General features: G+C 62.5%; 18 protein-coding genes and 1 tRNA gene. 10 read left to right on the forward strand and 9 right to left on the reverse strand.

The genetic code is table 11. The annotated features are described in order from the left end of the window. Positions 1-3 precede the first annotated feature (3 nt). Positions 4-984, forward strand: coding sequence for a Gfo/Idh/MocA family oxidoreductase (locus QMA15_RS04140; protein ID WP_019746438.1), 981 nt, complete (start codon positions 4-6; stop codon positions 982-984). Here the strand turns inward: QMA15_RS04140 and QMA15_RS04145 are convergent. Next, entirely contained in the window at positions 939-3,149 is a 2,211-nt protein-coding gene (locus tag QMA15_RS04145) for a hypothetical protein (protein ID WP_020968133.1), read from the reverse strand. The genes QMA15_RS04140 and QMA15_RS04145 overlap by 46 nt on opposite strands. 145 nt (positions 3,150-3,294) lie before the next feature. On the opposite strand from QMA15_RS04145, the gene QMA15_RS04150 reads away from it, so the two are divergent. Beyond that, entirely contained in the window at positions 3,295-4,101 is an 807-nt protein-coding gene (locus tag QMA15_RS04150; RefSeq protein WP_019746440.1) for a glycosyltransferase, read from the forward strand. 85 nt (positions 4,102-4,186) lie between these two features. After that, positions 4,187-6,061 carry a glycosyltransferase gene (locus QMA15_RS04155; protein WP_037277809.1) on the forward strand — a complete coding sequence of 625 codons (1,875 nt, stop codon included), beginning with the start codon at positions 4,187-4,189 and terminating at the stop codon, positions 6,059-6,061. A 3-nt stretch (positions 6,062-6,064) separates the two neighbouring features. Here QMA15_RS04155 and QMA15_RS04160 read toward each other — a convergent pair whose 3' ends face one another. The 6 genes from QMA15_RS04160 to QMA15_RS04185 form a co-directional block, all read right to left on the reverse strand. After that, positions 6,065-6,892 (reverse strand): class I SAM-dependent methyltransferase, encoded by an 828-nt coding sequence (locus QMA15_RS04160; protein ID WP_279162942.1) that lies wholly within the window; start codon positions 6,890-6,892, stop codon positions 6,065-6,067. Positions 6,893-6,938: 46 nt separating this feature from the next. Beyond that, the gene (rsgA, locus tag QMA15_RS04165; protein ID WP_279162943.1) at positions 6,939-8,009 is read right to left on the reverse strand and encodes a ribosome small subunit-dependent GTPase A; all 1,071 of its coding nucleotides are present in this window, start codon (positions 8,007-8,009) and stop codon (positions 6,939-6,941) included. A 198-nt stretch (positions 8,010-8,207) separates the two neighbouring features. Further along, the gene (locus tag QMA15_RS04170; RefSeq protein ID WP_279162944.1) at positions 8,208-9,104 is read right to left on the reverse strand and encodes a glycosyltransferase family 2 protein; all 897 of its coding nucleotides are present in this window, start codon (positions 9,102-9,104) and stop codon (positions 8,208-8,210) included. Next, the gene (locus QMA15_RS04175; protein WP_007731776.1) at positions 9,101-9,907 is read right to left on the reverse strand and encodes an ABC transporter ATP-binding protein; all 807 of its coding nucleotides are present in this window, start codon (positions 9,905-9,907) and stop codon (positions 9,101-9,103) included. Before QMA15_RS04175 ends, QMA15_RS04170 begins: the two co-directional genes overlap by 4 nt. A 9-nt stretch (positions 9,908-9,916) precedes the next feature. Beyond that, a complete protein-coding gene (locus QMA15_RS04180; protein ID WP_029254233.1) occupies positions 9,917-10,789 on the reverse strand; it encodes an ABC transporter permease in 873 nt (290 codons plus the stop codon). 64 nt (positions 10,790-10,853) lie between these two features. Then, positions 10,854-11,423 (reverse strand): bacterial proteasome activator family protein, encoded by a 570-nt coding sequence (locus tag QMA15_RS04185; RefSeq protein WP_007731772.1) that lies wholly within the window; start codon positions 11,421-11,423, stop codon positions 10,854-10,856. Between the two features lie 132 nt (positions 11,424-11,555). Here QMA15_RS04185 and QMA15_RS04190 point away from each other — a divergent pair, with 132 nt between their 5' ends. Beyond that, positions 11,556-12,758, forward strand: coding sequence for a cysteine desulfurase-like protein (locus QMA15_RS04190; protein ID WP_007731767.1), 1,203 nt, complete (start codon positions 11,556-11,558; stop codon positions 12,756-12,758). A gap of 15 nt (positions 12,759-12,773) precedes the next feature. Here the strand turns inward: QMA15_RS04190 and QMA15_RS04195 are convergent, their stop codons facing one another. Beyond that, positions 12,774-13,763, reverse strand: coding sequence for an NAD(P)H-quinone oxidoreductase (locus QMA15_RS04195; protein WP_259121394.1), 990 nt, complete (start codon positions 13,761-13,763; stop codon positions 12,774-12,776). Here QMA15_RS04195 and QMA15_RS04200 point away from each other — a divergent pair. From QMA15_RS04200 to QMA15_RS04210, 3 genes are all read left to right on the forward strand, one after another. Continuing rightward, positions 13,762-15,000: a lactate 2-monooxygenase gene (locus QMA15_RS04200; RefSeq protein WP_021332842.1), complete on the forward strand. Its 1,239-nt coding sequence runs from the start codon at positions 13,762-13,764 to the stop codon at positions 14,998-15,000. The two genes, QMA15_RS04195 and QMA15_RS04200, sit on opposite strands and share 2 nt — an antisense overlap. A gap of 128 nt (positions 15,001-15,128) precedes the next feature. Further along, entirely contained in the window at positions 15,129-15,554 is a 426-nt protein-coding gene (locus tag QMA15_RS04205) for a MarR family transcriptional regulator (RefSeq protein ID WP_020968140.1), read from the forward strand. Positions 15,555-15,604: 50 nt separating this feature from the next. Then, positions 15,605-15,694 (forward strand) — tRNA-Ser (locus tag QMA15_RS04210). Positions 15,695-15,775: 81 nt separating this feature from the next. Here QMA15_RS04210 and QMA15_RS04215 read toward each other — a convergent pair. After that, complete coding sequence (locus QMA15_RS04215) at positions 15,776-16,270, reverse strand: DUF1877 family protein (protein ID WP_021332843.1); 495 nt, start codon at positions 16,268-16,270, stop codon at positions 15,776-15,778. A 252-nt stretch (positions 16,271-16,522) separates the two neighbouring features. Between QMA15_RS04215 and QMA15_RS04220 the strand changes: the two genes are divergently transcribed. The 3 genes from QMA15_RS04220 (at position 16,523) to QMA15_RS04230 (ending at position 19,137) form a co-directional block, all read left to right on the forward strand. Then, a complete protein-coding gene (locus QMA15_RS04220; RefSeq protein WP_223257880.1) occupies positions 16,523-17,374 on the forward strand; it encodes a glycoside hydrolase family 43 protein in 852 nt (283 codons plus the stop codon). Between the two features lie 589 nt (positions 17,375-17,963). Continuing rightward, positions 17,964-18,647 carry an MspA family porin gene (locus QMA15_RS04225; protein WP_029537404.1) on the forward strand — a complete coding sequence of 228 codons (684 nt, stop codon included), beginning with the start codon at positions 17,964-17,966 and terminating at the stop codon, positions 18,645-18,647. Between the two features lie 91 nt (positions 18,648-18,738). Then, positions 18,739-19,137, forward strand: coding sequence for a hypothetical protein (locus QMA15_RS04230; RefSeq protein ID WP_019746452.1), 399 nt, complete (start codon positions 18,739-18,741; stop codon positions 19,135-19,137). Positions 19,138-19,183 lie beyond the last annotated feature (46 nt).

Genomic DNA, 19,183 nt, shown 5'->3' on the forward strand with positions numbered 1-19,183 from the left:
AAAATGACTGCTAGCAAGCCACGTATCGCTCTTGTCGGATCCGGTCAGATGGGCTCGCTGCATGCGCGGGTCATCGCGCAGTCGGCGCTGTGCGAGTTGGATCTGCTGATCGAGCCGCGCGAGGAGCAGGGCAAAGCTGTTGCTGCGCGGTTCGATACGCGTTGGGCTGCAGATTTCGACTCGCTCGACGGTATCGACGCCGTCGTGATCGCCGCTGCTACGCCGGCGCACTACGAGTTGGCCGGGCGGGTTCTCGATCTGGGTAAGCCTGTCCTGGTGGAGAAGCCGTTGGCTGCGACGTACGAGCAGAGCGTCGACCTGGTCGATCGTTCGCGCGCGTCCGGTGTTCCACTGATGTGTGGACTGCTCGAACGCTTCAATCCTGCTGTTCGCACCGCCCGCGAGTTCTCCGGCGATGTGTGGCAGGTGAACGGTATCCGCCACTCGCCGTTCGTTTCCCGCATTCCGACGGGTGTCGCGACGGACCTGCTGATTCACGATATCGACCTTGCCATCGGATTTGCCGGCTCGGAACCCAGTTTGGCAAAAGGGGAGTTCGGCTACTTCCACCCGACGTCCGTGCAGAACCGGTCGGAAGATTGCGCCGACGCCGTATTGCGCTTCGGATCAGGTGCTGTTGCAACGATTTCCGCGAGCCGGATCAGTCAGCGCAAGATTCGCCAGCTGTCGTTGCTCGAGGCCGATCGACTCATCGAGATCGATCTCTTGCGTCGCGACATCACGATCTACCGGCACATCGACGACAACATGCCCACCGATCGGGACGGCTACCAGCAGCAGACGGTCATCGAAATTCCGACGATCCGCTACAGCGAGGAACCGCTTGCCGCGCAGCTGACGCATTTCCTCGGATTGGTGCAGGGCACCGGTGACGCAGACGGTGAGCGAGCGTCGATTCTGCCCGCTCACCGCGCGGTTCACGAGGTGACGGAATCTGCGTTGGCTGCAGCGTTGTCGTCCTGACCGCTGCGTCGGCGTCGGAAGGCCCACGCTCCTTGAGACAGTGCCAGGAGCAGTCCGACGCCGGCGACAGTCCACCCGAAAGTACTTCCGGGCGGACTGAATTCGATGGTGAGGGTAGATCCGGATTCGGCGCTCGGCGGTAGATCGACCTGCAACAACCCGCCGGGGCTGGCCTTCGTCTCGACCGTCTGACCATCTACGGTCGCGCTCCAACCCGGCCAGGCCAGCAGGGCGAATGTGACCGTGCCTGATCCGGTGTACTCGACGGTTTCCCTAGTGTCCGTAGCGGCGGCATCGCCACGCACGTCGAGACCAGGCGTCGTTGCCGATACGCGACCGTCGGGCCACTGATGCTCGGTGGTGCGATGGCCGACCGTGACCACCCGATCCGGCGATACGGTCCACTCGCCCTCGGGTAGGGCGTCGAGGGCGCGTTTTCCGCCGTACGGTCCGGAATTCTGAACCACGACGGTATCGATACGCATCGCGTCGAGCCAGGACACACCCGTTCCCGGCGATTCGGCGAGCAGTCGGTCGACGCCGTCCGGACACTGGACGCCGCCGTAGTAGTTCAAGCACAGTGCTTGAACGAAATCGTTGTAGCTGATTCCGGCGTAGCTGTTGACGGCATTGACTCCGGCGGGCTGCCAGGCGTTGCCGAACAGGAGGTCACCCCACTGCCCGGTTTCGTTGTCCGGCGGGATGTTGACGGGGTCGGCAATCGCGAAAGTGGTTCCCTGGTAACGGTCCTCGAACTTGGACTCCAGGAATGCCACCTGCCTGGGGAACTTCCACGGTGTCACGTTGTAGTTTCCGGTGAACCAGAAATTGGTCTGAGCACTGAGCACGACGACGATGCCGACAGCGAGTGCACCGGCGAGGTAGCGGGGCTTTCGGTAGGCCACGACCAACGCGAAAACGGTGAGAACCACGGTGATGAGCAGCGATGCCGAGTGAATACCGATGTCTTCCGGGACATTCGACCAGGCAAGGTAGAACTGAAGTGCCAACAATCCCGCGGTGATGATTGCTCTCGCCTGGATACGGTCACGATGCAGTCCGGCAGAGAGCGCGACCCCCGTGACCACGATTGCGGGCAGTTGACCGTACTCGAGCAGTCGCGCTGGCCAACGGAACAGCCAGAGATTCGACGGTCCGAGAAGTAGTACGACGTAGATTCCGCCGAATACGAACAGCGAGACGCTGTGGCGGCCCAACTTCTTCAGTGACTTCCATTGAATCCACGGTGCGAGCGGTATGAGGAACCAGGCCAGGTACACCAGTGGAATCGTCATGGCAGGCGAAGCGAAAGCGGTGACGTACGGCTGGTTCGACGGGCCGGAGAGGTTGAGCAGGTCACCGAGATCGGGTCGAAGCGAACCGTCGTTCGCGATTCCGGACTGAGTACGCACCGACACGCCGGTGGTGAAGAGCAATGGTAGATACACGATCAGCGACATCATGATGATCGCTGCCGCGCTGATCATCAGTGATTTGATGCTGCCTGCGCGTTTGATTGCGATGCATTCCGCTATGACAGCGAGGTAGACGACCGCGACACCGACAGCGCCGTACGGGTTTCCGGTGGTCATCGCAAGATAGCCGAAAACGATCGGTACCAGGGGGTTCACTCGGCCGAGGGCGCTGGCGCGGGTAGACCACCAGACGTGGGGGATCCAGGCGAAGGCGATCAGCCCGGACGCCCAACTGGAGGCGTCGAAATAGAGCGTGTATCCGGCGAACGGCATGGCAAATCCGGCGATGAAAGCCATCGACCGATTGGCGCCGTACTGGCGGGCCACCAGATAAACGCCTACCGCGAGAATCGCCATGAATTGCATCTTGACCAGGGTGATTCCGATTCCCAGGTTCGGAATGAGTGCAATGGCAACCGAATCCAGAAGGATCACGGGATTGTATGTCCCGTAAAGGGCTTCGGCTGTGACATTGCCGCCGGCCCACAATTCGGGAATGAGCGTCGGCCATGACCCGGACAGGATTCGCTCGCCGATCGTGTGCCAACCAGGCGTGAAAGCTGCTGCGCTGTCGTCCCAGTAGTAGAACCACCGATTGGAGATCAGTGGGATGGCGGCGACGATCGACACCAGAGCGGCGAGAAGAATTGGCGGCACCACGCGTTGTGCGAGCGGTAAGTCAGATTTCACGATGTGCTTTCGTCTTCGAGTCGATGGCTGTTGTTCGGAGCCTGGGTCGTGCTCTTTTTCTCGGAGCCTGGGCTGCGCCTTGTTTCTCGGAGCGTAGTATTCCGACGAGTTCGAACTGCAGTCGGGGAAGTAAGGAGATCGGGACGTGGCGACATCGCGAACGGAACCCGTTCGTGGGGAACCAGCTACGCCGGAACTCTCGGTGATCATCCCCGCATACAACTCAGGCGAGGTGCTGGAGTCGACGGTGCGTCAATTCGCCGACTACTTCACCAGCCGCCCGGCCGAGAGCGCCGGTCAGGTCGAGATCATCGTCGTGGAGAACGGTTCGACGGACAACACTGCCGACGTGTGTGCTGCTCTGGCAGCTTCCTGGTCTTGGCCTGGAGTGACCTTCCTGCCGATGAGCAGCGACAAAGGGATGGGCGCAGCGCTTCGCGCCGGGACGCTAGCTTCTCGTGGACGACGCGTGTTGCTCACCGCGGACGACCTTCCGTTCGGTTTCGGTGACATCGAAGGCGCCGACCGCGTGATGGCGGATCTAGGGTCCGTCCCGCCGGTGGTCATCGGTTCGAAGGCTCATTCGGAATCAGAGGTGGAACGTGGCTTGCTGCGTTCGGTGATGACGGGTGGATTCGCGACGCTGCGACGGGTGGTGCTGGGTACCCGCACGGGCGATCCCCAGGGAACTTTCATCGTCGACGGTGTCTTGCTGCGTCGAATCGCACCCTCGTTGACCGAGCGTGGCTTCCTTTTCACCACCGAACTGGACTACGCCCTCGAATTGGCCGGAGTACGCCCGGTCGAGGTCCCGATCCGACTCAGCGACGATCATCTGGCGCATGCAAGCCGTATCTCGCCCAAGGACGTGATCCAGATGGCGAAGGGTTTGTTGTCGCTTCGTCGGCGAAAGACCGAGCTGCGGGCGGCCGCTGCAGTGAGTGATCGCTAGGAGTAATCGCGGGTAATCGCGGGTAGACCTGGTGTGTCTCGGTGCCCGGGGCGCCGAGGTGCGGATTCGCGATACCCTGCGGGGCGTGGATACCGTGAACACGACCGATGACCAGTCCGATTCCGGAGTCGAGTTGATCGAACGCAGCGCGACGTCGGATCGACTGCTGGCGCAGCGGACGTTGTTCACCGGAACTTCGCCCGTCGCCAGTGACGAACTGTATGCGGTGACCAAGGTCGGTATGTCGACGCGATCGCGGTTCGAGTTGCGGCTTCAGCCGGGCGCGGTCGCGCACACCAATACCTTCTTCGGTCGTTTTCCGGCCAGCTACTGGCAGCGCTGGACCAATGTCACCGAGGTCACCGTCACTGCACATGTCGTGGCCGATACCGCTTGCCGCATCCAGATCCAGGCCTCGGACATCGGTGGCCACCGTCGTATCGTGACGAACGTCGTCGTGACCGGCGACGAGCGAGTGTCCATGACCGCCCCGCTCGATACTTTCGTCGACGGCGGGGCACTGTGGCTGCAGTTCGAAGCGCAGGGTGGCGGCGCAGTGGTCGACGATGTGGAATGGACCGTCGTCTCGCCGGAGTCGATTCGCCCGGTAGCCGTGGCGATCTGCACGTTCAATCGTGCGGACGACTGTGCGCGCACGGTCGAGGCCCTCGCGTCCGACGAGCGTGTACTCGCGTTGCTCGACGCTCTGTACGTCGTCGATCAGGGAACGGATCCGGTAGAGAGCCGTGAGCTGTTCCAGGAAGTGTCGAAGAAGTTCGGTTCGCGGTTGCAATATCTGCGGCAGGCGAATCTGGGTGGTGCCGGCGGGTTCACCCGGGGCCTGTACGAGGCTTCGGCGGCCGGACCGCACGCCGACGTGATCTTGATGGACGATGACATTCTGTGCGAGCCCGAATCGGTTCTTCGACTGAGTGCGTTCGCGAACATGACGACGGAGCCGGCTTTGATCGGCGCCCAGATGCTCTTTCTGTTCAACCCCGACTTCCTGTTGGCTTCGGGTGAACGCGTCGATCTGGGCACCCTGCAGCGTGGTGTGCCGACCGACGAGCACGGTGTTCGCAACCGGAGTGTGCTCGAGAAGCTGCCGGAACGTCGCGTGGACGCCGAATACAACGGCTGGTGGTCTTGCCTGATCCCTGCTGAAGCCATCGAGCGGATCGGCTTGCCACTGCCGGTCTTCTTCCAGTGGGACGACGTCGAGTACAGCTTGCGGGCTGGGCGGGCCGGGATTCCCACCATCACGTTGCCGTCGGCTGCTGTCTGGCATGCGGACTTCTATTGGAAGGACGTCGACGGTTTTGCGCACTACTTCAGTACGCGCAACGGACTCATCACCGCTTCGCTCGACCCGGGGTTCGCGCCCAAAACGCTCGCGAAGCAACTCTCTCGCGACATTTCGCATTCGATCGTCGGGTTGCAGTACGGCCTTGCACACACGCAACTCCGGGCGATCGAGGGATTCCTCGAGGGGCCGGAAGGTTTGGCGGACGGTGGGCAGGAGGCGCTTGCCGCGATCAACCAGGAACGTAAGCGCTTCCCCGAGACGGTAACTCGCCCGGCGTCGGAGTTGCCGGGGAGGCTGCCGATCCGTCGCGTTGCGCCCAGCCCGAAACCCGGTTTGTGGACAGACCTGGTTCTCGCGAAACGTGCTGTGATGCAGGCGCGCAATCATCTGGAGCGGGGCCCGGTGGCGATCTCGTACGAAGATGCGCAGTGGTGGCACGTCGGACGTTTCGATCACGTCTTCGTCACCGATGCTTCGCAGGGAGGCGTGCGCGAACGCCGCTTCGACAGCGAGAAGGCCGCCGAGATGAGCGGTCGCCTCGCCGGCGTCATGAAGCGGTTCCTCGCCGAAGCGCCAAGTGTGGCTGAAGCATTCGCTCGCGAGTTCCCGCAGCTCACCAGCCGCGAGAACTGGGCTCGACTGTACGAGAAGTGAGCCTCAACGCACTATCTTGGCGATGACCTGCTCGTTGTCGACGGTGTACCCGAGATATTCGAACGAGATGCCGGTGCGTGTGACGAACTCCGTCCACGCCCGGTACTCGTGCTGCTGCCAGCCGGGATAGTTGAAGAACTCGTCGAAGACGACGATCGACCCGGGGACCAGTCGGTCGCCGAGCAGATCGAGCACGGTCTTGGTGGACGAGTAAAGGTCGGCGTCGAGGTGCAGGAACGCAACGGGGCCGGATTCGTCGTTCAGGAACGAGGGCAAGGTGTCCTCGAAGAGGCCCGGAACAAGTTGCGCTCCAGGCACTTCGGGGATGGATTCCTGTGCGAACTCGCCGACCGGGAACCCGGTGCGCCAGGTCTCCGGAAGGCCGGAGAACACGTCGAAACCTGCGACGGTCCCCTCGCGTTCGGTGAAAGCCTCCGCGACGATCCTGAGTGTGGTTCCGCTGGCGACGCCGAATTCGAGTGCCATGCCGGGCATTTCGATCAAGCCCAATGCGTGGCGCAGCGTGTCGTGCGGGTGGCCGAATGTCTCCGCGACTCGAAGGTGCTCGAGGATGAACTCGGCCGTCGACGCCGTCGCTTCCAGGTCCACGGCGTAGGCCAGATCCCGACGCTGACGAAATTCCAGCTCGTCGATCCTGGACCGGAGGCCCGCGATGTCACCGCGGGCCTCGGCCAGTTCGTCACGTGAGAGAGCCAGCGCGTCGAGGATCTGTTGCGTGCGGTCTGCGTTGCGCCGGTCGGCGGCCTCGACCACCTCGGATACCGCACGCTGAAGCTTGGTCCTGGCGCTGGAACGGAACTGCTCGAACATGGCAACCTCTCGTCGGGATCACCCCCATGCTGCCAGGCTTTCTACGCTACCGGTCCCGACCGCGGTAGTGACTCTTGAGCTGTCTGGAGATCACCTTGATCTCCCGCGTCCTCTCTGCCTGCAGACGAGCATCGCTTCGCGCGGCGTTCCATGCATTCTCTCGCTGTAGTTTCCGGTAGCTCGCAAGTCTCCGTTCGTCGATATCGCCGCGCCCGAGTGCGCTCAGGACTGCGCATCCCGGCTCGGAGTTGTGTGCGCAATCGGAGAACCGGCACTCCGCAAGCAGTTCCTCGATCTCGGGGAACGTCTTGTCGATCCCCTCCGTCGCGTTCCACATGCCAACCCCTCGCAGGCCGGGTGTGTCGATCAACGTCCGGCCGCCGGAGAAGGGGATCAGTTCTCTCGTGACGGTGGTGTGGCGTCCCTTTCCGTCACCGGTCCGAACGCGACCGGTCTCGAGTCGATCGGCGTCTGTGGTGTCCGAGAGGAGGGCGTTCGCGAGCGTCGACTTACCGGCGCCGGATGGACCGAGTATCGCCACGGTGCCGTCCAGAACTGCATCGAGTACATCCATTCCTTCGTTGGTCTCGGCACTCACAGCCAGCACTGTTGCGCCGGGCGCAATGGCAGAGACCTCAGCTAGAGTGTCGGAGATATATTGAGCTGCATCCGATTTGGTGAGTGCGACGACAGGTGTTGCGCCACTTTCCCAGGCGAGTGCGAGTAGTCGCTCGATGCGCCCGAGATCGACGTCGCCGTCCGAAGCCGTGGCGATGACGACGGTGTCGACATTGGCCGCCAGAATCTGGCCTTCCGATTTTCCGGATGCCGAGGATCGAACGATGCTGCTTGATCGGGGGAGTATCGAAGTGACCGTGTGCATCTCGGGTTCGCGTGAGTCCCGTAACTCGGCCACGGCGACCCAGTCACCCGTACAGAGTGGATCGCTGCCGCTGAGTGCGCGAACTGTACCTTCAGCGATGGCCACGTCACACCGTCCGCGGTCGACGCGAAGAACGCGCCCGGGTACGGAGTCCGGTGGCGCCAGGGCAGTGAATGTGTTCGAGAGTGTTGCGTTCCAACCGTATTCGGTCAGGGGCGTGCTGTTTTCCGACATGGTGAGTGTGTCCTCGAGTACGAAGAAGTGTGAATGTTGACGGCGCTGAAACTGCGGAACACGACAGTCATCAATACTCACTCCTCGAAAATCTCAGGACGCACCATGCGTCGGATCAGAATCGTCTCAGCCGCAGACGCGACTGTGCAACTGATTTAAAAGATATTGGGGCAACTGCTTCAACTCAGGACGACTGACTTAACTCGGGCGTTCGAACTTCTCTTCCCGGCCGAGCTTGCGCAGTCGCATCCACTCGCGCAGTCCGGCCGGATCGCGGCGGGTGATCAGGAAGTACCAGCCGAACCGAACCCATTCCTGCGGAAGCAGTTTCCGCATTCCCGGTTGGGCGAGGATGTATCCACGGTTGCGGTACGTGAAGTAGCGCTTCGTGTCGTTGTCCGGATACTGCGTGTGCATGCGTCCGCCGAGAATCGGCTTGAACTCGTCCGCACCGTTGGGGTGGACGTAAGCAGTTTGCAGGCAGGTACCGAATTTCAGGCCGGAGCGCACGAGGCGACGGTGTACCTCGACCTCGTCGCCGCGGACGAACAGGCGTAGATCCGGAACTCCGACAGCATCGATCGCGTCGGCTGTGAACAGTGCGCCGTTGAAGAGAGACGCGATGCCTGGCAGGAGATCCTCGTCGCCGAGTTCGGAACGCAACCGGCGCCACGACGTGCCGCGGCGCAGTGGGAACGCGAGGCGGTCGGGGTTGTCGATGTCGCAGACGACGGGGGAGACCTCGGCCAGGTCGTTCCGAATTGCACAGTCGAGCAGTGTTTCCAGGACCTCAGGTCCCTCCGGGCGGCCGTCGTCGTCGGCGAGCCAGACGCGGTCGGCGCCGAGTGAAAGCGCGTAGAGAATGCCAAGAGCAAATCCTCCGGCACCGCCGAGGTTGTGCTGAGAACCGATGTAACTGGTCGGCAGTGGAGCGTTGTCGACGAGCTCTTTCACATCGGCTTCGTCGGCGTTGTCGACGACAACGAGGTGATCGAGCGGCCGCGACTGGGTGCTGAGGATCTTCAGGGATTCGGCCAGCAGTTCACGACGCTTGTGCGTGACGACAACCCCGATGATTTTCTCGGGTGCGCTCACGGGGTGTTCTCCCGTTCCATCTCCTTGATCACGTGACGCACGTGTTCGGCGGCGTCGTCACCTTCGTAGGCGCGCACGACGTCTTCGATGTCGCCTTGCATGCGGATCTGGCCGTGGTCGATCCACATCGCGCTGTTGCACAACTGGGCGAGGAATTCGTTGGAGTGGCTGGCGAACACCAGGATGCCGGAGCGTTCCACCAGCTTCTGCAGCCGGATGCGGGCCTTCTTCATGAATTCGGCGTCGACGGCACCGATGCCCTCGTCGAGAAGCAAGATCTCAGGATCGATACTGGTCACGACGCCCATGGCAACGCGTACGCGCATGCCGGTGGAGTAGGTGCGCAACGGCATGGAGAGGTATTCACCGAGTTCGGTGAATTCGGCGATCTCGTCCATCTTCGCGAGCATCTGCTTGCGGGTCTGACCAAGGAACAGGCCGCGGATGATGATGTTCTCGTACCCGGAGATTTCCGGGTCCATGCCGACACCGAGGTCGAAGACGGGTGCGACGCGTCCGCGAATGCTGGCGGATCCCCGGGTGGGTTCGTAGATTCCGGAGAGCAGGCGCAGCAGGGTGGATTTGCCGGCGCCGTTGTGGCCGACGAGCCCGATGCGGTCGCCTTCCTTGAGCGTCATCGTGATGTCGCGGAGCGCTTCGACGACGACGACATCGGAGTCGTTGCGGCCGATGGACCCTCCGGCTTTGCCGAGGAAGGCCTTCTTGAGCGAGCGGGATTTCGCGTCGAAGATCGGGAAGTCGACGCACGCGTTCTGCGTGTGGATGCTGACTGGCTGACTCATGTGTTTCCTCTAGACCCAGTAGGGCACGCGTGCCCGGTACTTGCGGAGTGCCAGAATCGCGACGGCCCAGCCGACGACGGTGAAGGCGATGACGATGTACCAGTGGTATGCCTGCTGGTCGGCCCCGATGAGTGGTGCTCGGATGATCTCGAGGTAGTGGTACAGGGGGTTGAGCTCGGCAAGCCGGACTCGCTCGCTGGCTTGCCCGCCCTGGTCCTTGAGGGCCTGAGTTGTCCACATGATCGGCGTCAGCACGAACAGCAGGAGCGTCATGCTGCCCAGGATGGGGGCGATGTCGCGGTATCGGGTGGAGAAGATACCGAAGACGATCGAGACCCACAGCGTGTTCGCCACGATCAGCAGGAATGCCGGTATCGCCGCCAGCGCAGTCCAGCTCATGTTCTGCCAGATGCTGAACGCGAACAGCAGAACTATGTAGATCGCAAAGTTGTGCGCGAAGAACAGCACCTGACGCCAAACCAGGCGATATACGTGCACGCTCAACGCCGACGGCAACTGCTTGATCAGGCCCTCGTTGGCGATGAAGACCTCGGAGCCTTCGAGGATGCCTGCACTGATCAGGTTCCACACGATCAGGCCGACCGTGACGTACGGCAGGAACTCCTTGAGCGGAATGTTCAGCAGCGCAGAGTACAGAAGACCCATCGCGCCGGCCTGGACGCCGGTGGCGATCGTGATCCAGAACGGACCGATCACCGACCGGCGGTAGCGCTGTTTGATGTCCTGCCAGCCGAGGCTGAGCCACAACTCACGCTGATTCAGACCGTCGCGAAGGTCTTTGAACGCACGACGGAACGTCTGGGAGTCGGACACGGGCGCAGGTGCGTCCGGCGTCTCGGATTCGATTGCGGATGCTGACACGGAGGTCGAGCCTACCGGCCTGGCGTCGGCGCCGGATTTCCCTCGGACCTAGTGGTGGTCCGGGTTACAGATACTGGCCGGTTCCTGGGCTCTGTTGGTCCGGATGTGCAGGCGAATGCGGAGCCCCGATGCTCATGCCGGGAGGCAGTGCGCCTTGACGCATTTGTTCGAGCTGAGCGCGCGCTGCCATCTGCTGGGCGAACAGTGCGGTTTGAATTCCGTGGAACAGTCCTTCGAGCCAGCCGACGAGTTGGGCCTGCGCGATTCGCAGTTCGGCGTCGGAGGGAATGGAGTCGTCGGTGAACGGGAGGCTCAGTCGCTCGAGTTCTTCACGGAGTTCGGGTGCCAGGCCTTGTTCCAGTTCTCGGATGGACGAGGTGTGGATGTCCTTGAGGCGCTTGCGGCTGGCGTCGTCGAGCGGTGCGGCGCGCACTTCTTCCAAGAGTTGTTTGATCATCGTGCCGATTCGCATGACCTTGGCCGGCTGCTCGACCATCTCGGCGACGGACTCGGCTTCGGATTCCGCGCCTTCGGTGGTGCCGGAGGTGGCGGCCTCTGCCTCGGCCACCGGCATCGCGACGGGTCGACCGTCGGGTCCGATAACGAGTACCTGCTCTTTGTCGGGGTTCGTCATGCTTCCATCTTGTCGTGTGTGGGCGACAAACGCCGCGTAACCCCCAAAAAGTTAGCTATCGAATAACTGTACTGACGGGTAATTGGGTGACTGCCTTCGACTAAGCGGGCGTCTGCACCTAGAGTGTCGAGCATGGCTTACGACGTTGCCCGCGTACGGGGGTTGATTCCCTCACTCGGTGACGGCTGGATCCACCTCGATCCGCAGGCCGGAATGCAGATCCCGGACGCCGTCTCGCGGACGGTCTCCACCGCGTTCCGTGCCTCTGCATCTTCTTCCTCCGGTCGCCACGTCTCGAACCGTCGTAGTGCTGCCATTCTCGAGAGTGCGCGCACCGCGGTCGCCGATCTGGTCGGCGGAGATCCTGCGGGAGTCGTTCTCGGATCAGACCGAGCGGTGTTGTTGGCTTGGCTCGCCGAGTCGCTGAGTTCGCGGTTGGGCCTCGGAACCGGTCTCGTGCTCTCGCGCCTCGACGAAGAGGCCAACGTCGCGCCCTGGCTTCGTGTGGCCAGTCGCTACGGCGCCCAGGTGCGATGGGCCGAGGTAGAAATCGAAACGTGTGAGCTCCCGAGTTGGCAGTTCAACGATCTCATCACCTCGACGACTCGCTTGGTGGCCTTGACGGCCGCATCACCGGTCGTCGGTTCGGCTCCGAACGTCCGTGCCGCAGCTGATCGTCTGCACGAATTCGGCGGACTGATGGTGGTCGACGCGGTCGGTGCAGCGCCATATGCGCATGTGGACATGGCTGACCTCGGGGCGGACATCGTTGCCGTCAGCGCGCCGTCGTGGGGCGGTCCACAGGTGGGCGCACTCGTCTTCCGCGATCCCGGACTGCTCGACCGAATTCCGGCCGTGTCGCTCAACCCGTACGCGCGTGGCGCCGAGCGACTCGAGGTGGGCGGTCATCAGTTCGCGCTGCTGTCCGGTCTCACGTCGTCGATCGATTTCCTGGCGGGCTTGGACGAATCGGCAACGGGAACCAGGCGTGAGCGCCTCGAAACCTCGATCAGCTCGCTGCAGGACTATCAGGACGGTCTGTTCGATCACCTCATGCGTTCTCTCGCAGCCCTGCCCAACGTGATGGTGATCGGCGGCGCACCCACGCGGGTGCCGACGCTCAGCTTCACGCTCGAGGGGATGGCGGCAGACAAGGTCGCCGCGCACCTGGCCGACAAGCGCATCGCAACGGTCAGCGGTACGCATGGTGGTTCCAGGCTGCTCGACGCCCTCGGTGTCAACGACGAAGGCGGCGCGGTCACCGTCGGCCTTGCGCCGTACACGACTCGGTACGAGATCAATCAGCTGGTCGCCGAACTCGGCGCCCTGGGCTGATCGATCCCGCTCGGCTCACTTCACGGTGAGGATGACCTTGCCTACGGTTTCCGGCGAATCCAGCAACTGATGGGCTAATGGTGCCTCGGCGATCGGAAGTTCGGTCGACACGATCGGTTGAACCGATCCATCGGCGATCAACGGCCACAACTTCGCACGGACGTCGGCGACGATGTCCGCTTTACCGCCGGGTCCGGTGAGCGGACGCCCGCGCAGGCCCGTCGACGTGATGTTTCCGCGCTTTCCCATCAGCTTGGCGATGTCGACTTCGCCCTTGCGGCCACCCTGCATTCCGATGATCACGACGTGGCCGTCCATGGCGAGTGCGTCGACGTTGCGCCCGAGGTACGACGCTCCCATGTTGTCCAGAACCACGTCCGCGCCGTGGTTGTCGGTGGCTTCGGCGAGTGATGCTACGAAGTCGCTGTCGCGATAGTTGATGAGAATATCCGCGCCCAATTCGCGGCAGCGGTTCAATTTGTCCTCCGAACCCGCGGTAACTGCGACGCGGGCGCCGAGGGCTTTGCCGACCTGGATGGCGTGGGTGCCGATTCCGCCGCCACCGCCATGGACGAGGAGGACCTGTCCGCGTCGTAGGCCGCCCCGCATCACGACGTTGGACCACACCGTGCACGCAACTTCCGGCAGTGACGCTGCGACTCGGAGATCGACGCCAGCGGGAACCGGGAGAAGTTGTGTTGCCGGGACCGCAACCTTCTCGGCGTAACCGCCGCCGGCCAGCAGTGCGCAGACTTCGTCGCCGACGGACCAACCGGTGACGTCTTCGCCGAGTTCGACGATCACGCCCGAGCATTCAAGGCCGAGGATGTCACTCGCGCCGGGCGGCGGCGGGTAGAAGCCTTGGCGTTGGAGCAGGTCGGCGCGGTTGACGGCGGTCGCGGCGACCTCGACGAGTACGTGCCCGCGAGGCAGTTCGGGATCGGGCTGCTGCGCCCATTTCATGACCTCGGGACCGCCGGGCTGATCGATCGTTATGGCGTACATGGATACGACGCTAGCGAATCTCCCCGCTGACGGGTGTTTTGCCGCTACCGTCGCGGACGTGACTTACTTCGGGAACATGCAGAACGAGATCTATCTGACGGGACTGAGCGGCGCGAAGCCGGCTTTGCCGATGACTGCGGCGGGCTTGGAAGATGCCGCGCGCGAGCAACTCTCACCAGAGGCTTTCGGGTACATCGCCGGTAGCGCGTCGACCGAACGGACCGCGGTGTCGAATCTGCGGGCGTTCGACAAGCACGCGATCGTGCCGCGGATGTTGCGGGGGACTGCGGCGCCCGACGCGCGCGATCTGAGCGTCGAGGTGTTGGGGACGCGGTTGGCTGCACCGATCCTGACGGCTCCGGTGGGCGTGCTCGGCTTGGTCCACGACGACGCCGAGGTTGCGGTCGGTTCGGTCACTGCCGAGTTGGGGATCGGATCGATTCTCTCGACGGCGGCGTCCTCGACCATCGAAGATGTAGCGGCGGCCTCCGGCGATAACTGGTGGTACCAGCTGTACTGGCCGGCCGACGACGAGCTTGCCGAGTCGTTTGTCCGTCGGGCGGAGACGGCGGGCGCGAAGGCTATCGTCCTGACTGCCGACACTCCCGGTATGGGTTGGCGTCCAAGGGATCTCGAACTCGGTCACCTCCCCTTCCTGCAGGCGAAGGGTATTGCCAACTATCTGTCGGATCCGGTGTTCCGCGCAAAACTGGCCACACCTCCCGAGGAGAGTGCAGAAGCCCTGCAGATCGCGGTTCTGACGTGGGTGTCGTTGTTCGGCAATCACGCGGTGCGGATCGCGGATATCGCGAAACTTCGCCAGTGGACGACACTTCCGATCGCGGTGAAGGGAATTGTCCATCCCGACGACGCACGTGAGGCCGTCGCGGCCGGCGCCACCGGCATTGTCGTGAGCAACCATGGTGGGCGTCAGGTCGACGGGTCGATTTCGGCGCTCGACGCTCTCGGTCCCGTCGCTGATGCGGTGGGGCATGAGGTGGACATCCTGATGGACTCCGGAATTCGTTGTGGCGCAGACGTAATCAAGGCTCTGGCCTTGGGTGCCGATGCAGTGCTGTATGGGCGACCGTGGGCGTACGGATTGGGATTGGCCGGAGCTGACGGAGTGCGTCATGCGCTCCGAAGTCTCCTGGCCGACCTGGATCTGACGATGGGGCTGGCGGGCCTGGCATCGGTCGCCGAAATCGACCGTTCGATCCTGATGTCCAATTCGTGACTTTAGGGTGAGTCTTACTGTGACGGGCGGACACAGGTCTAAACTTGGAACCTGTGACAGCTGAAGCGACAACCGAGGAGACATCGCAGGCGGCGCACGGTGAGACACCGTGGCTGACGCCGTGCGAGATGCGTGCATGGCGCGGCTACATGGACGGCAATCAGCGCCTCATGGAGGTTCTCAACCGCGAACTGCAGGATTCACACGACCTGTCGTTGGCTGATTACCGCATTCTGGTCATGCTCTCGGAGTCAGCTGACGGGTCGTTGCGGATGAGTGACCTGGCAGACGGCGTGTTGTCTTCGCGTAGCCGCCTGACGCACCAGATCAGGCGGATGGAATCTCAGGGCATCGTCGTGCGCGACACTTGCGTCGAAGATGGTCGCGGCGTGCTCGCGCGGATCACGGAAGAGGGTAGGCGTCGCCTCGCCGAGGCGGCACCTACTCACGTGGCCGGGGTTCGGAACAATCTGGTCGATCTGCTGACTCCCCAGGAACTGGACGTGCTGGCAGACGTCTTCGAGAAGGTCGACAAAGCCATCGGCGAGCGCTGACGTCGGAGCCGTTTTCGCGGTCCGCGGGAACACCCGATAGGATCGCCCACGGAAGCGTGGCAGAGCGGCCGAATGCACTCGCCTTGAAAGCGAGCGTGGCGTTAAACCCACCGGGGGTTCAAATCCCTCCGCTTCCGCCAAAGCAAAGGCTCTGACCTCGGACTTCGGTCCAGGTCAGAGCCTTTACTGTTTTCGGAGTCACACTGCTTGGGTAGTGGGCGTCAGAACCGCACGGTGAACACCACGTGGTGATTCTCTCGGGCCGCGCGCTGGAAAAAGTCCGCCACTTCCTGCAACCAACCCCAGGCGTACCGGCGCTCGTCGGGACCGTACTCGGGGTTGCGGTCGTCGAGCGGCATCGCGTCGTAGCGCACGCCGAACTCGGATTCGGTGATTTCCGCCAGGTACGAGGAGACTTCGGCGACCCGATCGGGTGCCAGGTAGGTGACGAGTTGGTCGTCGGTGTCGGTGTTGAGGTCGTCGTCCCCCAAGATCACGCCGTAGGCCGGCCAGTTCTCGGACACGCGCTCGTACCCCGTGCTGGAGAGGGCGCACAGGATCGGATCCCACGCCTTGTCCGTGTCGCACGAGAACTCGGATCGGCCCGTCTCCTCGATGTCCTCGACCACTGCGCCGAGTTTGTCGTCGTCGCCGCGTGCGTCCAGAAGTTCCGCTGCCACGCTGTCTGACAGCGCGAAATGCACCCCAAGTTCCATGGCGTGATGCTAACGGCTGACCTTGCCGGCGTCCCCGTCCTCACTACAAGGCGAATCGACTTAGGTAACGATCCTGCTCTACCTACCGCCGAAGCTACCCATCGTGCGCTAGCTGTCATACATACTGCATCGGTGATTCCGACAAAACGGACCGGCCTTTCTGCTGTATCGCTGGTGATCCTCGTCGTCGCGGGGTTGCTGGTCGCAGCCCCTGCCAGCAGCGCCGCGCCGCCGCCTGACTGGAAATACACAATGGTGGCGTTCAGCAACGCCAGCGACCGTGACATGGATGTCTACGAGTCGGCCGACGGCACCGGCTTTCAGCTCGTCCAGCAGTCGGCGTACAGGCCGCCGTCTGGGCTCGTGCGTGATCCGAGCATCTTCCGGAACACGGACGGGCTGTACTACCTCACCTACACGACGGGTGGTGGGGCGAACATCGGTTTCGCACGCAGCAGCGACCGCATCAATTGGACACCGCTGGGGAACTATCCGGTTCCGTTTTGCTGCGCGTTGATGCCTGGAACGGGAGATGGCACCGGTTCTGCGAGCCCGCCGGGCTTCTCGGGTTCGGCCGGTTTCAGCGACGGACCGTCGCTGTCACCATTCGTTACCAAGGCCTGGGCGCCTGAATGGTTTGTGGACGGCGATCGTGTCAACGTCATCCTGTCGATGTCGACCGGTGGAGGATTTGTGCCGTATCTGATGACGGCGTTGGAACCGTCGCTCCGGTTGTGGAGCCCGCCTGTTCCGCTCGCCGGGATCGGTGCGGACCACATCGACACCACCGTGGTCAAAGTCGGATCGACCTATCATGCGTTCACCAAGAACGAGACGAAGAAGGTCGTCGAGCATGCGGTCGCTCCTTCGGTGACGGGACCTTATTCGTTTGTCCCGCCAGGGAATTGGGGTTCGCTTGTCGAAGGTCCGGCCGTAGTTCAGTTGCCGAGCGGCGACTGGCGGATCTATCTCGACGCCTATACCGAAGGTAAGTATCTCTACTCCGACAGCACGGACGGGCTGAATACCTGGTCGCCTGTGCAAGAGGTTCCTGGGGTGTCCGGGACTGCACGGCATCTCGGCATCATGAGAGAACCGGCATAACTTTCGACTCCGAGTTGGTAGGGCTCTGATCAAGGACTGCGGTCTTGGTCAGAGCCCTTTCTCGTACATGCGTACTACTTCTGCGCGTCGTCTGCACGTATCAGTGATTGACAAGCTAACGGTGCGACGCAAGTGGGTCTTGCGAGTTCGCGCCGACCACGAAGTGAACATCTCCGCGTGAACCATGCAGAGTTGCGCTCCTAGGCCCCGCTCAGGTGTCTTGATTGCGATCGATTGCCAAGTAGTGCCTGTTGGTTGCACATTCAAGTACGTGCACTGGCTGGATGTCCGCACTTTCGGCCTTCAAATGCCCTGAGGCCCACGAAACGTGGGTTCAGTTCGGTTTGCCACACCGTTTCTGAGGGTTCTTCTTACCTTCAAACCGTGACCTTGCTCATAGTGGGACCTAGGTCCTTTTTGCTGATGATAAGCCTGTCGATATATATCTGTTACCGAAAGTTCACCCTAAATCCAAGATGGCGGAGTCGGCGCGCTGGCGGGCAAACAGGACGATTGGTACCGTCCGGTAACCAATTCAGTTAGTTGTCGGCTACCGCTCTGGTTGCTGTGTCACGTGGAGGAGCAGTTCATGTCGCTCGAATCGCAAAACGGCCTATCCCATCGTCGATCGAGGGTCGCAGTGGGGCTCGCGACGTGTGCGGTTGCCGCGCTGTCGTCTGGTGTGGTCTTCGCAGGGAGTGCATCGGCAACGCCGACGGCGTTGGCGGACAAATTCGCGAGCACTGTCACCGATGACGGTTGGTCGTTGGATCTTGCCGCCACGAAACTGTCGGCGAACCCGGTGCCGAATCTGGCGACGACGGCGTTCACCCGTGAGGGGTTCGTGTCGGCGAAGGTGACCGGCACGATCGGTGGTCAGGGCGATTCGGCAGTGAAGACCGGTTATGTCGAGCAGGGATTGCAGATCGGCTGCCAGATCGATGTTTCCTCCGGACTTGGCTTGGGGCTTGGTTTTTCGCTCGGCCCGTCTGTCGGTGTGAGTATTTCGGGTGTCCCGTCGGCGAACGTGGGTGTGAATGCGTCGGTGAATCCGAGTATTCAGTCGACGATTGCGCCGGGCACGATCACGACGATTCCGTTGGGGAAGAAGGATCTCGAGTCGTCGAAGGCGTCGATCACGGCAGAGAACGTGCACGTGAAGGTTGATGCGTGCATGGGGCCGGTGACGATCCGCTCGTACGCACAACTGTCGGTGTCGACGGCGACGTCCGACAACACGTTGTTCGTGTACTCCGATCCCGCCTGGCTCTGACCCTCGCAGACTTCGCCGGCGCTGCTGGCGAGTAATTCCTGATCCGTCCCGTCCCGGGGTGGTTACTCATCACGCTCACAAAGGAGAAATCATGAAGATTCGTACCTTGGCCACTGCCGGAACCCTCAGCGCAGGTATCGCCCTGATCGGTGTTCTCGGCGCCGGCGTGGCATCTGCTGCAACTCCGATCGTCGAACCTGAGCAGGGTCGGATCGGTCTGTCGCTCTCGAATGCGGAAACCGCGGCGTTGGCGGCGAGCCCGATCCCGGACGCCATCTCCGACATCGTTCCAGGCTCGCAGCGGTGGATTGAGCTCGCACCGGGCTCGGCGCTCACCGTCGGCCCCGATGGCAAGCTCAGCGCCCCCGACCGCGTAGTGATCGGCGAAGCCGCTGCACATGCTGGTGGCTACGTCGATGTCTACCTGGCTGATCCGAACAACCCGGCCAACGCCGGGTACGTCACCCTGGCCTACCAGTACTGGAACTGATACCGCGCCCAGTACCGGCGACTCGTTGTCCCCGCTCTCCCTTCCT

Origin of the sequence: Rhodococcus sp. APC 3903 (genome assembly GCF_030407755.1) — a bacterium.
Taxonomy (GTDB): domain Bacteria; phylum Actinomycetota; class Actinomycetes; order Mycobacteriales; family Mycobacteriaceae; genus Rhodococcus_F; species Rhodococcus_F erythropolis.

Excerpts from the sequence above, each read along its gene's own strand:
- QMA15_RS04185 (WP_007731772.1), bottom strand. The coding sequence starts at position 11,423 with ATGACGAACCCCGACAAAGAGCAGGTACTCGTTATCGGACCCGACGGT.
- QMA15_RS04175 (WP_007731776.1), bottom strand. The coding sequence starts at position 9,907 with ATGAGTCAGCCAGTCAGCATCCACACGCAGAACGCGTGCGTCGACTTC.
- QMA15_RS04220 (WP_223257880.1), top strand. The coding sequence starts at position 16,523 with ATGGTGGCGTTCAGCAACGCCAGCGACCGTGACATGGATGTCTACGAG.
- QMA15_RS04160 (WP_279162942.1), bottom strand. The coding sequence starts at position 6,892 with ATGTTCGAGCAGTTCCGTTCCAGCGCCAGGACCAAGCTTCAGCGTGCG.
- QMA15_RS04195 (WP_259121394.1), bottom strand. The coding sequence starts at position 13,763 with ATGTACGCCATAACGATCGATCAGCCCGGCGGTCCCGAGGTCATGAAA.
- QMA15_RS04225 (WP_029537404.1), top strand. The coding sequence starts at position 17,964 with ATGTCGCTCGAATCGCAAAACGGCCTATCCCATCGTCGATCGAGGGTC.
- QMA15_RS04205 (WP_020968140.1), top strand. The coding sequence starts at position 15,129 with ATGCGTGCATGGCGCGGCTACATGGACGGCAATCAGCGCCTCATGGAG.
- QMA15_RS04190 (WP_007731767.1), top strand. The coding sequence starts at position 11,556 with ATGGCTTACGACGTTGCCCGCGTACGGGGGTTGATTCCCTCACTCGGT.
- QMA15_RS04230 (WP_019746452.1), top strand. The coding sequence starts at position 18,739 with ATGAAGATTCGTACCTTGGCCACTGCCGGAACCCTCAGCGCAGGTATC.
- rsgA (WP_279162943.1), bottom strand. The coding sequence starts at position 8,009 with ATGTCGGAAAACAGCACGCCCCTGACCGAATACGGTTGGAACGCAACA.
- QMA15_RS04215 (WP_021332843.1), bottom strand. The coding sequence starts at position 16,270 with ATGGAACTTGGGGTGCATTTCGCGCTGTCAGACAGCGTGGCAGCGGAA.
- QMA15_RS04200 (WP_021332842.1), top strand. The coding sequence starts at position 13,762 with ATGGATACGACGCTAGCGAATCTCCCCGCTGACGGGTGTTTTGCCGCT.
- QMA15_RS04140 (WP_019746438.1), top strand. The coding sequence starts at position 4 with ATGACTGCTAGCAAGCCACGTATCGCTCTTGTCGGATCCGGTCAGATG.